10 protein-coding genes and 1 pseudogene are annotated in these 12,608 nt (G+C 60.9%); 3 read left to right on the top strand and 8 right to left on the bottom strand.

Translation table 11 applies throughout. The annotated features are described in order from the left end of the window. Window positions 1–145 precede the first annotated feature (145 nt). From lpdA to FQ755_RS38580, 3 genes and pseudogenes are all read left to right on the top strand, one after another. Window positions 146–1,546 carry a dihydrolipoyl dehydrogenase gene (gene lpdA / locus FQ755_RS00195; RefSeq protein WP_144150109.1) on the top strand — a complete coding sequence of 467 codons (1,401 nt, stop codon included), beginning with the start codon at window positions 146–148 and terminating at the stop codon, window positions 1,544–1,546. A gap of 112 nt (window positions 1,547–1,658) precedes the next feature. Continuing rightward, complete coding sequence (locus tag FQ755_RS00200; RefSeq protein WP_144150110.1) at window positions 1,659–1,970, top strand: putative quinol monooxygenase; 312 nt, start codon at window positions 1,659–1,661, stop codon at window positions 1,968–1,970. 204 nt (window positions 1,971–2,174) lie between these two features. Then, window positions 2,175–2,312: pseudogene (locus FQ755_RS38580) on the top strand (LUD domain-containing protein); the annotation flags it as partial. A gap of 30 nt (window positions 2,313–2,342) precedes the next feature. Here FQ755_RS38580 and FQ755_RS00210 read toward each other — a convergent pair. The 8 genes from FQ755_RS00210 to FQ755_RS00245 form a co-directional block, all read right to left on the bottom strand. Next, on the bottom strand, window positions 2,343–3,449 hold the full coding sequence (locus FQ755_RS00210; protein WP_260858216.1) for a helix-turn-helix domain-containing protein: 1,107 nt from the start codon (window positions 3,447–3,449) through the stop codon (window positions 2,343–2,345). Window positions 3,450–3,568: 119 nt separating this feature from the next. Further along, window positions 3,569–5,056 carry an MdtP family multidrug efflux transporter outer membrane subunit gene (locus FQ755_RS00215; protein ID WP_409936947.1) on the bottom strand — a complete coding sequence of 496 codons (1,488 nt, stop codon included), beginning with the start codon at window positions 5,054–5,056 and terminating at the stop codon, window positions 3,569–3,571. Beyond that, window positions 5,049–7,151 (bottom strand): FUSC family protein, encoded by a 2,103-nt coding sequence (locus FQ755_RS00220; protein ID WP_144150111.1) that lies wholly within the window; start codon window positions 7,149–7,151, stop codon window positions 5,049–5,051. The genes FQ755_RS00215 and FQ755_RS00220 overlap by 8 nt, the downstream gene beginning before the upstream one ends. A gap of 9 nt (window positions 7,152–7,160) precedes the next feature. Continuing rightward, the gene (mdtN, locus tag FQ755_RS00225; RefSeq protein WP_144150112.1) at window positions 7,161–8,222 is read right to left on the bottom strand and encodes a multidrug transporter subunit MdtN; all 1,062 of its coding nucleotides are present in this window, start codon (window positions 8,220–8,222) and stop codon (window positions 7,161–7,163) included. Between the two features lie 19 nt (window positions 8,223–8,241). Beyond that, window positions 8,242–8,493, bottom strand: a complete 252-nt coding sequence (locus FQ755_RS00230) for a YtcA family lipoprotein (RefSeq protein ID WP_260858217.1) — start codon at window positions 8,491–8,493, stop codon at window positions 8,242–8,244. Between the two features lie 152 nt (window positions 8,494–8,645). Further along, window positions 8,646–8,978 (bottom strand): DUF2282 domain-containing protein, encoded by a 333-nt coding sequence (locus FQ755_RS00235; protein WP_144150113.1) that lies wholly within the window; start codon window positions 8,976–8,978, stop codon window positions 8,646–8,648. A gap of 732 nt (window positions 8,979–9,710) precedes the next feature. Continuing rightward, entirely contained in the window at window positions 9,711–10,637 is a 927-nt protein-coding gene (locus FQ755_RS00240) for a hypothetical protein (protein WP_144150114.1), read from the bottom strand. Window positions 10,638–11,281: 644 nt separating this feature from the next. Beyond that, the gene (locus FQ755_RS00245) at window positions 11,282–12,490 is read right to left on the bottom strand and encodes an alpha/beta hydrolase family protein (protein WP_144150115.1); all 1,209 of its coding nucleotides are present in this window, start codon (window positions 12,488–12,490) and stop codon (window positions 11,282–11,284) included. Window positions 12,491–12,608: the final 118 nt, after the last annotated feature.

Here is a 12,608-nt window from a genome sequence, read left to right on the forward strand (position 1 = left end):
TCGGAGGGCCAAATTCGAGCCGAGATGCTATCACGCCAATATGTCCGGTCGAAATAGCGGCAAGACACGATACAGGGCGAGAAAACCGGCCCCTGTATCACGTTTGGCAGCGAAGCCGCTTTCCCTCGTTCAGGGCGCAAGGCTGATGAACCATTACGACGTCATCGTCATTGGATGCGGCGCGGGCGGTTACAACACCGCCGTTCGAGCAGGCCAGCTTGGCATGTCCGTCGCCTGTGTCGAACGTGCGTCGAATGTCGGCGGAACAGGCATCCGGACGGGCTGCATTCCGTCGCGGCTGTTGCTCCACACCTCGGAAATATATGACCTGGCCAGCAAGGGAAAAAACCTCGCACTCGGCGTCCACTGCGCACCCACACTCAACCTGGCGCAGATGATGGTCTATAAGGCCGCAACCGTCGAGAAAATGTCGAAAGGCGTTCACAAACTGTTGCGCAAGCAGGGAGTCACGCTCATCTATGGAAACGCGGTGCTTGCCGCAGCAGGACAGGTCGTCGTAGGGAAAGCCAATGGCGCGCAGCAAACGCTCTCGGGAACAGCCATCGTTATTGCTACCGGCTCTGAACCGGTCCCGCTGCCGTTTGCCGCTTTCGATCACACGCAAATTCTCGATTCGGCCGACGCGTTGTCGCTCGACCGGATACCACGGCATCTGGCGATCGTCGGCGCCGGTGCTGTTGGCGTCGAACTCGCCTCGATCTGGCGTCGCCTTGGCTCACGCGTATCTCTCGTCGAGCACCACGACCGCATATGCCACTGGCTCGACCGCGACGTCACGACCGCGCTGGAGCGGTCGCTTAAACGACAGGGCATCGACATCAGGTTATCGACCGATGTGGTCGGCATCGATAAGCACTCCGACGGTGTTTCGGTACGGCTGCGCACTGCGGAGTCCGACCCAGTCTGCACGCTCGACGCAGACATCGTGCTCGTCGCCATCGGCCGCCGGCCATCAACGGCGGGGCTGAATCTTGCGAGCGTCGGCATTCAGGCCGGCCCGGAAGGCGCATTGCCTCAGCACGCGACACCGGCACATGGCCCTGGAATATGGGCGGTCGGCGACGCCGCAACCGGCCCGATGCTGATGTCCAAAGCTGAGGAAGAAGCGATAGCCTGCGCCGAACGGATAGCCGGCTTGCCGGGCTTCGTCAACTATTCGTCCATTCCCTACGTCCTTTACACCAATCCCGAGATCGCCGTAATCGGGAAAACCGAAGATGACCTTCGGGCAACCGGGACGGCTTATAGAGTCGGCTACTGTCCGCTCGCCGCCAACGCACGCGCCGTAATCAGCAGCAACCCGGAAGGCTTTGTGAAGCTCGTGATCGACGCTCATACTAATCTTATCGCCGGAGCCCATCTCATCGGCCCGGGAGCGGCCGATCTGATTTCGCAAGTGGCCATCGCGATGGAGGCCTCCATGATCTGCGAAGACTTTGCCCGCATCTGTCACCCTTACCCGGTGTGGTCGGAGGCACTGCGTCAGGCGGCAATGGCCGCCGGTGGGTGGATGATGCACGCGTAACGCGCGACATCAATGAGCCGCCAGGGCAAGCCTTACCGCTATCTGACGACGCATCACGGTTTTGCCGTAGTGAACATCGTGGAAATCGCCACGAAAACCCAGGAGAACGAAGATGATTCAATATGCACTTTATGCACGACTCGAAGCGAAGCCGGGAAAAGAAGAGGCCGTGGCAGCGTTTCTTGCAACAGCCCTCGATATGGCGAATCAGGAAACGACCACGCCAATCTGGTTCGCGTTGCGCCTGACGCCTTCCACGTTTGGCATCTTCGACGCGTTCGCCAGCGAGGCCGACCGGAAGGCACACCTCGACGGTCCAATCGGACAGGCACTCATGAAGCATGCCGGCGAACTGCTTGCGGCCCCTCCGGCGATCGAACTACTCGACGTACTGGGCATCAAAACCCAGCCGTCAGCTTCATGAGCCGCGAAAGCTAAACCGCGACTCCTGCAGATCGACCTCCCGAACCGGATCGCGAACCCGTTCGTCCGTCAGCTTGACCGACTCGGCGACGCGATACAGTTCATCGACCTTCCTTCGCAATGCGCCGACCATCGAGAAACAGCAAGGGCGCGACAAACAGCAGCAAGAAACCGTCTGGAGCGAGCGAAATCCGGAACCTGAATTCGCCGCACGGAATTCCACCGGCACCGTTACGCCAGTTTTCACACAGGACCGTCCGCAACGGCCGATATCGAGGGGGTATTGATTCATGGAGCGCAAGGCGTCAGATCCCTGACGGTGATCCTGAAGTCGGCGCGGTGATCCGGTTCGCGCGGGGAACTGCGCAAACAGCTACCGCTGGCCCTGACCGTTCGACTGCGCCGATCGTAACCCCGAGCGCCGCCGCCCCTGCTCGCGCGCGAACACCGCCGGCGTGCACCCGACATGGCGATGAAACCGTCGTGTGAAATGGCTTTGGTCGACAAAGCCTACCGTCAATGCGATTTCCGCCAGCGGCAGATCCGTGTCGGTAATCAGCGCCTGCGCCCGGCGAATCCGGCATTGCTCTACGAAGCTGATAGCAGTGCTACCGATACTGCGCTTGAACAGACGGCTGAAATGAAACCGGCTGACGTTCACTACCGACGCCAGGTCTTCGAGGCTGATGGTCCGATCGAGATTGTCTTCGATAAATTCGGTCAATCGCGCAATTTCAACCTTGCCGAGCGAACGCTCGTTCGTACACTCCACAACCTCGAACGCGTTGTAGCTCCGCAGCATATGAGCGACCAGCGCTGTCGATACCGCATCGACGATCAGCGTCTGGACAGGATGCGCCTTCCGGTCCATTTCCAGAAGTAGCGTCTGCGCGAGGCGCTCGATCACCGAATCGCGCACCTGGAAGACATTGCGGATTTCCACGTGACCTGTTCGGCGACCGAGTTGCTCCGCTGCCGAATTTATAAGCGATGTAGGAATGCGCAACCGTGCGGATAATCCGGAATCACCCTCCCACGCCGAGTCGTGGCCCGCGGGCATGATATAGGAGGTACCGGCCGTGATGACGCCCGTATGAACGGCGCCGGCCCGGCTCTGGACCAGTTTGGCGCTTCCCGAGGGGCAATAGCAGACCAGGTGATGGTCGAGACCCGCGTAGCTTTCCGCACAACCTAAGTAGGGGCGGTGGAGGTCGACCGTCACGCCAGTCCACCCGCGCGCGCGGGTCGTGGCGATAGGCTGCTGGGGACGTGCGTTCAGAATCTCGTCGATCGAGATCAGTTTGTTACGGTATGAGGAATGCAGGCCGCTCTCAGCCATGATGTCATTCACGGACAACCCGCCAATGCCGTGGTCCGCCCGGAGAACAGTTTCCATCGCAGATAGCCTGTATTCCCGGGGACCGGCCATTGCCCCATGGCCCTGTGTGATGCGAAGCGGGTGACCATCCGTGCCTCCCATGTAACCACACCGAACTCCTGTTTTCCGACATCAACAGCTATCTCATAATTCTATTGTGTCACAGATAAGAGACCTCGGACAATGAGACCGTCGCGTTGAATTCCACCATCGCGCCGGGGTCAGCGCGGCTTTAATTCGACCGGTGAGCCGGCCCGATACCCGCCGCCGAGTGCCTTCGTCAACGCAATGTCCTCGCCAAGACGCTGTCCGTCGATCTCGAGCAGCGTGACCTGCTCGGTGATCACTGGCTCGCGCGCCTCCATCGCGGTCAGTCTGTCGGCAAGCCCATGCTGATAGTGGGTTTCGGCACTGTCGCGCGCAAACGTGACCGCCCGAACCTTGTCCGTTTGCAACTGCGCTTCCGTATCGAGGTCCTGCAGACGGCTGCCGGTCCTGGCGACGTCGCGCACCGCGTCGAGTACCGCCTGGTCGTATTGCTCGATCAACAGGTTGCTGGCCGTGCGTGCACCACCGAGATTCGCGTTCAGGCGGCCACCATCGAAAATCGGCAGATATGCGCCGGGAATAAGATTGAACTGTTGGCTCGCATGCGTGAACAGATCGGCCAGGTGCAGCGCGTCGACACCGAAGAACGTCTTGATGTCGAAGCTCGGATAAAACGCGGCCTTCGCTGCGTCGATCCGGTCGAACGACGCCTGCACATACCAGCGCATCGCCTGCAGATCGGGCCGGCGCGCGAGCAGGTCGTACGACAGCGTCGACGGCAAGGCGGCGCGCGAGGCAGGCAGCGGTACAGGCTTGATCTCGGGCAGGTTGTCCGCGCCGGCCCCGATCAGCGCGCGCAGCGATTCGCGCAGTTGCGTAACCTGCGCCCGCGCCTCGACGATCCGCCGCTGCGCGGCTAACTGCCTCGCTCGCGCATCTTCGACGAACGTGTGCGACTCGAGGCCGCGCGCGGCCCGCGCCTCATGCGCATCGATCGCGAACGCGGCAACCTGCTGTGATTGTCCGAGGAGGTCAATCAACTGATAGGTGGTCTGGATTCCGTAGTAAAGCTGCGCCACGTCGGCCGAAATCTCGAGTTCGACCGCCGATGTTTCGGCAAGCCGTGCATTCTGCACACCAAGCGAGGCCGCGACCTGTGCTCGCTGCTTCCCCCAGATGTCGATGTTCAGGCTCGCGCCGAGCCCAACGATCCCCTCCGTGTACCACGGGCCCGAGAAGCCTAGCGCCGGGTCGTTCAGTGCATACGGTCCAAGAAAGCCGTTCGACGACACATGCTCGCGGTCGATCGCCCCAAGCGCGACAACCTGCAGGTTGGAGCCAGCCTTGACGAGTTCGACGTCCGATCTGGCCTGCGCTACGCGAGTGCGCGCGATCACCATTGTCGGTGCGTTGGCGAGCGCGCGGTCCACCAGCGCGTCGAGTTGCGCATCGCCGTAGCCGGTCCACCAGTTCGCAGAAGGCCAGCCATCGCGCGCGAGGTGAATGTCGTCGGCAAGACGAATGTCTTCGGGCGCGATCGTCGTATACGGCGCGCTATCGTGGTGGATGACCGCGCAGCCAGCCATTACGCAAACGAACCCGGCGAGCAGCATGCCGCCACCCCGCAATGGACGCCAGTGGAGATGATTTCGTCTAGTCATGTTCGGGCAACCTGTGCAGGACACCGGAGCTAGGCATCGCAAGATCCCAGTCCGGCAGTCCGGCCACCTCGCCCGCCAGACGACGGGCGCCCGCCCAAAGCGACGCATCGGGCGAGTCGTCGGGCTTTAGGGGGACTTCGATGCGGCGCGGTCTGCGAGCCACGGGCGGGTTGACTGACAATTCGTTCGCGTAGAGGTCGAGGCACGCGGCCACCTGTTCCTCGACGACGCGTACCGCGGTGAGGACTTCCAGGGGTACCCGCGCGTCGCACGCATCGAGCGCCTGGCGCAGCGCGTCGCCGGCTAGCATGATCTCGCGGCCTTGGGCCAGGACCGCCTGTGCCTTCATCGTCAGAGATGCCTCCTCCCCTTCCTGCCAGTTTGGCTCGAGCGCGACCCGCGCGAGGATCGCCTCGCAGTCACCCAGCACGGCCCAGGCCTGCAACTGCTGCTGCGCATAGGACACCTGACCGGTCTCGGCCGTGCCGCTCACAGGGAAACGCAACAGGGCGGAGACAGGTCGCAGCATCGATACCAGCTTCAGGCGCAGCGCATCGCCGTCGCCCTCTCGCCAGAACGACAACTGGATGACAGTCGCCACACCGACGCCCAGCAGAATCCCAACCATGCGATCGCGGATGTCGGTGAGGTTGGTGGTGGGTCCGAACTGGCTCAGCACCGCCAGCGAGAACGTGAATAGCAGTTGCACACCGGCGTAGCTGACGCGCTCCGATCCGGCTGCGAGCCACGCAGCAAACGCGGCGACCGGTAATGCCATCAGCAACAGGCCGACGACACTGTCGAGCTGGGGGATCGCAAACACGATCACGAATAGCGCAAGCGCGCTGCCTCCGAGCGCACCGGCCACACGCAGAAGCGCACGTTGCGCCGACGCGCCCAGACTCGGTAGCGCGACGATCAGGCAGGTCAGCATGATCGTATGGACACCTTGCCAGTCGGTCGCGTTATAGAAGACGTATGAGACGAGCACCGCAAGCAGCGTCTTCAGCGAAAAGCGCGCGTATGCCGGGTTGGTCCACGCATCCTGCACGACCATTGGCTCTTCGGCGGAAGGCTTGCCGGTCGATTCGCCGCGTCTGCCGAAATCGCTTAACGCGTGGAGCGCCCGCTGCATTTCGACCGCGGTGTCCGGAATATCCATAGCGGCCGTTGCGCCTGATATGGCCACGCGTCCGATGCGATAAGGCTCATCAGCGCCAAGCGCGGTAGCGAGCGCACGGCAGTTCAGCCGTAACTCATCGAGCACCGAACGCTGCACCGCTGTCGGCCGCTGTACGCTGGCCGACAGTTCCCTCGCACCCAGATAGAGGCGCGTCACGGTGGCGATCGACGCAAGATGCCAGGCTTGCGTGTCGCGGTAGTGAGCATCGCGCATGGTGGCGAATTTGAGCAGCTTTTGCAGCGTCAGCGCGCCTTTCTGGACGTCGGGGAGCGTGATCGGCGCGGGCACCGGAGCGCCGTCGATCAGATACGTCAGATGCGCATCCGCGGCCATCAATTGCCGCTCAAGCTCCGCTTTCAATTGGCCCTGCGGCTCCGCGGGCAAGAGCAGCGAGTTGATCACGAGTGTCAACGCGATCGGATAATTCACCGCGACCCACACCCACAGCACAGCGCGGATCAGCAATTCGGCCTGATCGGTCTGGTCGACGAAGGTCTGCACGTAGATGATCACGATCGCAACGATGAAGAACACAATGCCGATCTTCAGGACGCGCATCAGATAGACGCTGCCGAAAAACAGCGCGCTGGCCACGACAATGCGGATCAACGGATAATCGAATGTGAACTTCAGCAGCAGGATAGAACTGCCGATTGCAAGCGTCGACCCGACGATGAACATCAGGCCGACAAGCCGCGTGATCACCACATTCGACTGCGTGACGTAGAACACCACGAGAAGCGACAGAGGGAGTTCCGGAACCTCGAGCGCCAGCGACGTGACGATCACGATCGCGCTGGTCAGCAAAGCGCGCAGCATGACGTTGACACGACCCGGAAACGGCGCGAGTTCGACACGCAGGAAGGCGCCCGCATCGCGCAGTGTCTGCGGCAGCATGTCCGCGAAACTCATGTGCGCTCCTCAACGGTGATTGGCATCGCTGCCGCGCCCGGGATACAGGACAGCGACCGCGGAGGTGCCGACGCGGAACAACTCCGGATTCGGGCTCCCGACGCGAATCTTGACTGGAAAACGCTGCGAGACGTGGACCCAGTTGAGCGTGCGCTCGATGTGCGGCAAGCCTCCTGGCAACGCGATACCGCCTTCGTTCGGTAGTACGCCGTAACTGATCGAATCGACCGTACCGCGAAAGCGCTGGCCGGTGTCGCTCAACAGGTAGACGGTAGCCGGCGTCCCGACGCGGATACCCTTCAACTCGGTCTCGCGAAAATTCGCGACCACGTACCATTGACGCGTATCGATCAGCGTGAACACCGGCTTGAGCGCAGACGCGAATTGTCCGGTCGACGTCTTGAGCGAGACAACCCGACCGTCGAATGGCGCACGTACCGTCGCGAATTCCAGGTTCAGCTCGGCGGTGGCGATCTCCGCCTCGACCACCGCTCGCTGCGCAACGAGCGCATCGACGCCGCTGACCGCCGCCGCAGCCTGCCGCGCCTGCAACTCGGCGGCAGCGAGCTCGGCCTGCGTCGCACGCTGCGCGGTACGGGCGAGATCAACCTCTTGCGCCGACACATACCCTTGCGATAACAACGGCGCGGTGCGATGCAGCGTATCCGCCGCCTGGGCCGCAGTGGCCCGCGCGCGTTCGACGGCTGCACGCGCGGACTGCGCGTTGTATTGCTGCGCGTCGACGGTACGCTGGGTCAGCGCGATCTGCTTGTCGAGCGCAGCAAGACTTGCCTTCGCGCGTACCAGTGCGTCCTGGTAGGGACGCGGATCGATCTGGAACAGCAGATCGCCCTGCCTGACCGCCTGATTGTCACGAACGGCCAATTCGGTAATGCGCCCGCTCACCTCTGGAACAACATCGATTGTGTCGGCATAGACGTATGCGTCATCGGTACGCGGCTCGCGATCGACAAGATGGATTACGAACAGAAGCAGCAGCACAGTCACCGCAACAAACGCGATGACCAGGTATTTTTTGGGCGATGCCTTGCTGGTTGCCGGCGTCGTCATGGTGTCCCCGTGCTCAAGCTCATTGCTGAAAAAAGATTAACCAGGCAAGCAGTGCCAGAAGAGTAACGAGTGTGGGATACACCACCGCGGAAGGTCCGAAGCGGCGGCTGCCAGGCAAGCGGACGAGAACCTGATGGACGGCAACGGTCAGCACAACACCCGTGACAATGCAGAACAGCCAGTCCGGAAAGTAGGCGCCCAGCACGCTCACCGACGGCGAATGCGTACAACCTGTCTCCAGCCACACCGGGACGGTGACGATGCCGGTCACCCGTACTGCGCGGCGCCTTCTCAAGACTGCTATGTAATTACTCCGTGGGGCATCGAGGGGGGTTGACTCTGACATGGCCAGCCGTTGTTGCAATTGGAACTGCGGGGCCGGGCTCGAAGTGTGCCCGGCCGCGGATCGGTCACTGATCGGGCTCAGGCCTTGGGCGTCAGGCTGCCGGGTCCGTTCGGCGTGGAAATGGTGGTGCAGGTTCCCTTGGTGACCAGCTTGAAGGCGTTGCCCTGATAGTCGGTCGTGCTCGTGCCGGCGCAGGTTGTGCCTGCACCCGCGTAGCAGTCGTTCTGCCCTTTGAGCGCGGTGCCGAAACAGGGCTCGACCTTGCCGGATTTCACCAGCGCGGTATGCTCGGCCTGAATTTTCTTCTGTGCTTCGGTGAACTCCTGCGCACTCGCAGGTGTGGCCGAAATTGCGGCCAGGGCGGTGGCAAATGCACCAATGACGAGAATGTTGATTTTGTAATCGGCCATACGGTTTCTCCAACGTTAAGAGAGAGCAGCGTTCCTGAGGCCCTGGCGGTCAGGCGAACACCCGTGTGCAGGGTATGGACAAGCGGTTTCGCCCGGCGCTGCCCTGGCATGCGGCGACGGTGGTCACAGCACACCCAGCATACGGAATCGGAGTCAGTTGAAGATTGCACGGTCTTGTGCAATTTGGTATCGGATTGCGATTGGCGCGCGCGGCAGCGGCCCATTCTTCCTGAAGTCTTCCATACCTATTCGCCAAGAGAGACCATGAGCTAGCCGTAGGGCAGACGAGGAGATAGGCGCAGTGGTGGTCAGGTTTCTGGGGCGGAGCCGACGTTCGAGTGTCCGCCGCACGATGCACGCCAAGGGCCGGGATTGGCCAACTGTGCCGACGACGGAAGCCGCACGTCGCCCCGAGGCGACTTGCCTATGCAGCCGGCTCAGCTCGACCCGTTTCTGCCGTACGGCTGGTTTCTGCGAATGCCACCACCTTGCTCCAAAGCGGTCGTTTTGTAAGCAGCGGTATTGTTCAACTGAAGCAGTCGAGGCCGTTATCCAAGACTGAGCCGGTCCCAAGAAATCAGGCAGGTCAGAGTGAGGGGCGAAAAGCCCTCCGTAAAAGCAATGAATTACATCGCCTTGCCAATGCCGTGCGCTGGATTCCAAATGCAAAGGTAGATTGCTGATCCATTGAAATATACGGATGTTTCTTCATTTCAATCCGCGTCTTGCCAACTAATCGGGCAGTTTATTACCGAATTCGAATGCCCGTTCGTAGTCCGGCGTGGTCGGATCGTCATCGGTTGGAGAGCGCGGAATGTTGTGGATGTTTCCGCTACTCACCGGGTGTATCTGAGTCGCTACTTTTGACACCTGCGTTTGAACGGTCCGCGCCACTTTGTCGATGTCCTGGTTCGACAACCGATTGGCCTTGTCGGGTTTCACTTTAGCGGCTTCGAATTGCGTTCGCATCCCGCTTTTTGGCGTCATGAACAACGGACCGGCGGGCACGCGCCCTTGATCGTCCCGGTATTCGCTCAACTCCCCACGTTCGTTAAACCACAGCACACATCCGGTGCACGGCGGCTTTGAGCCGGCCGCGCGTCCCTCCGACCTCATGTCCGGATATTGAGCGTCTATCGTTAGGCGAACGCTGACTTCTGCGTGCCGGGCTTCCTCGTTCTCGGTGACCGTAAACTTCGCGCCCGGATTCTTGTCGAGCCACGAATACAACTCTTGCGCCCGACGCAACTGGTCGTTTTCATTGTGCTGCGCTGAGCTACCTTGCGCGGGCGGCGTCTTCAGCTGCGTGGCGATGTATTTTCCGAGATCGTTCTTGAGCGCTGTCGTGTCCGGATAGCGCGTCGCCAGCTTCGCGTTCGCTGCCTGGTTGTTCATGGAAGCGACGATACGTCCATGCTGACTCGACGCGACCGCCTGCAGCTCAGTCCCTTTCTTATGCAGTTCGGGATTTGTGCCCAGCACGAAGGAAGCGAGGCGCGTGGATGTACGCTGGCTTTCACCGTCCAACTTCGAGTGCTCCCAAGCAGGCACGTTGTCAGGCTCCACACGAATGCTCGCCGCGCCTTCGCCAGCCTTCCAGTCGCTCAAGCCGCCCTGCTGGACCGCGTCCACTACACTGTTTCTGAATTTTTTGTCCATATCGGCGGCCCCCCTGGCTTTCGGTGCCACCGTCGGTGCTTTCGGTAATGCATTTGACGACCCTGCCGCAAGGGTCGGTGATCTCGACCGCATGGCCGAGGGTCCTGCCAACCTGGTAGATGGCGATTGGGTCACTGAGGGGGACGATCCTGGCGCCGCAGTTGATGACATCGGTAGTGTGGTCGCTTTCCTGGATGCACTGAATGACGAGCGGGTTGCCGTCCCGGAGCGCGAGGGTAGTCCGTCGAATTGGGCTGGTCGTGTGGGACTCGCGGACGATGCGGCAGCGCGATCAGGCGTTTGAGGGTGCAACTGCATGTCTGTGTCCGTTCGCGGCTCGATGGGACGCGAAGGCAAACGTTCGATGGGCATACCCGTCTCTGCAGAAAATAAGCTATGCCATTTTATATACCCGCCTGGACAGAGCATCTCTCGTCATGCGAAGCGATGATATACAAAGCGCAATCGTCGCGCGCACAGACACGTAACTTGATGTCCGCTCCCAGTTCAAAATCAGTCGTTTATTGGTTTGAGTCGAACGGCCGTTCCTGGCCACATTGGGACGGACGTCGACCGACGCATATCGACCGGCCCACAACGGACATTTTCAATGACTGGGAAGGGACACTCGCCGCCCAAGAGTCCTAAACCAGAACCTCATCCATCCAGTCCAACACACGCCGATTGACCAGGGAGCGGTTGCGCATCTCGCAATGCTCGCCGGCTCCCTGATTGCTGCCAAACCGAATCAAGGTCTTTGGGCAACGTAATGCATCGAAGAAATTTTGCGTTCCACCGGCAAGCATGTCGTTTTCGGCCAGCGTAAACAATGTTGGACACTGGATCTCTGCGATACGCCCATCCATCGTGTAGCGTTCGACAGACGCGAGGTACTCGCGCAGTGTCGCGGCACCATTTACCCAGTAGCCGCGTTTCACGACACTCCAGGTCAGTTTCCGGTCGTTCGCCACAATCTGCGCCAGGCGCTCCATGAGTGCCGCCGGCATCGCACCGAGGTTTGCCGCTTCATCGCGGGTTGCGCCGAGCTTCATCACATACGCACGAAACCCATCCGCCACGGAAGACAGCGCGGGGTCCGCGACACACGCCGCGAGACGATGTTCGCCGGACGCCGCACGTGGCGCCAGGTAGCCGCCCAAACTCCATCCGCACAACGCGATCTTGAGTGGGTCGACGTTCGACAACGTTTGCGCGAAATCCACGACTGCCCCAATCACCGTTTCCCAGTCCGGCCTGAGCGTGAGGCCGTGCTCAACCAGACTCGTACCCTGCCCGGGACCGTCAAAGATCAATGAGTGGTAGCCTCGCCGCGATGCGGCGACCGCCGATGCAAAGAAAAGATCGGTAATCGTACCGTCGTACCCATTGTTGAAGATCAGGAGTGGCCTAACTTCGTCAGCGCGACCTTGCGCAGGGATGACATAGGCGAGTAGCGAGGATCCTTCGAACTGAATATATTGTCGCGCAATAGCCGGCTCGCTCAACGCTAGTCCACGCTCGAACGCCGCGATCTGCTTTTGCGATCCTGCCCTAACGCGAGGATCGACCGGTTTCCCAAACAATGGATGAAAGGATTTTCCATAAAAGCACGCAGCTCTCAGAAAACTCTCGCGCGCGCTCGTCAGATGTCCCTTGGCTTCGGCTTGTTGACCGTCAATCATCATACGATCAGCAGCCGCTGTCCAGGTGTCGTGAAAGACGGTATCGCCTCCGTCACCAACCGCCCGCGCGATTGCCTCGATCTCTCCGTAATCGGCGCCCCCGTAAGGAATGTAGCCGAGCGGCCAGGTCCCGAGTTGTTCGTGAAGCTCGTCCTTGAAGATCGCAACCATGTTTCACCATCCTGGATGTCGTCATCATCACCAGATCGATGAGGCGATTGTCAACGGTTTTGCGCGGGACGTCGACTGCATCTTCCTGGCCGCACTCGGAAGTTTGACGCGGACCGAG

This window comes from Paraburkholderia sp. BCC1885 (assembly GCF_900996235.1).
GTDB lineage: Bacteria > Pseudomonadota > Gammaproteobacteria > Burkholderiales > Burkholderiaceae > Paraburkholderia.

Excerpts from the sequence above, each read along its gene's own strand:
- lpdA (WP_144150109.1), top strand. The coding sequence starts at position 146 with ATGAACCATTACGACGTCATCGTCATTGGATGCGGCGCGGGCGGTTAC.
- FQ755_RS00200 (WP_144150110.1), top strand. The coding sequence starts at position 1,659 with ATGATTCAATATGCACTTTATGCACGACTCGAAGCGAAGCCGGGAAAA.
- FQ755_RS00210 (WP_260858216.1), bottom strand. The coding sequence starts at position 3,449 with ATGGGAGGCACGGATGGTCACCCGCTTCGCATCACACAGGGCCATGGG.
- FQ755_RS00215 (WP_409936947.1), bottom strand. The coding sequence starts at position 5,056 with ATGACTAGACGAAATCATCTCCACTGGCGTCCATTGCGGGGTGGCGGC.
- FQ755_RS00220 (WP_144150111.1), bottom strand. The coding sequence starts at position 7,151 with ATGAGTTTCGCGGACATGCTGCCGCAGACACTGCGCGATGCGGGCGCC.
- mdtN (WP_144150112.1), bottom strand. The coding sequence starts at position 8,222 with ATGACGACGCCGGCAACCAGCAAGGCATCGCCCAAAAAATACCTGGTC.
- FQ755_RS00235 (WP_144150113.1), bottom strand. The coding sequence starts at position 8,978 with ATGGCCGATTACAAAATCAACATTCTCGTCATTGGTGCATTTGCCACC.
- FQ755_RS00240 (WP_144150114.1), bottom strand. The coding sequence starts at position 10,637 with ATGGACAAAAAATTCAGAAACAGTGTAGTGGACGCGGTCCAGCAGGGC.
- FQ755_RS00245 (WP_144150115.1), bottom strand. The coding sequence starts at position 12,490 with ATGGTTGCGATCTTCAAGGACGAGCTTCACGAACAACTCGGGACCTGG.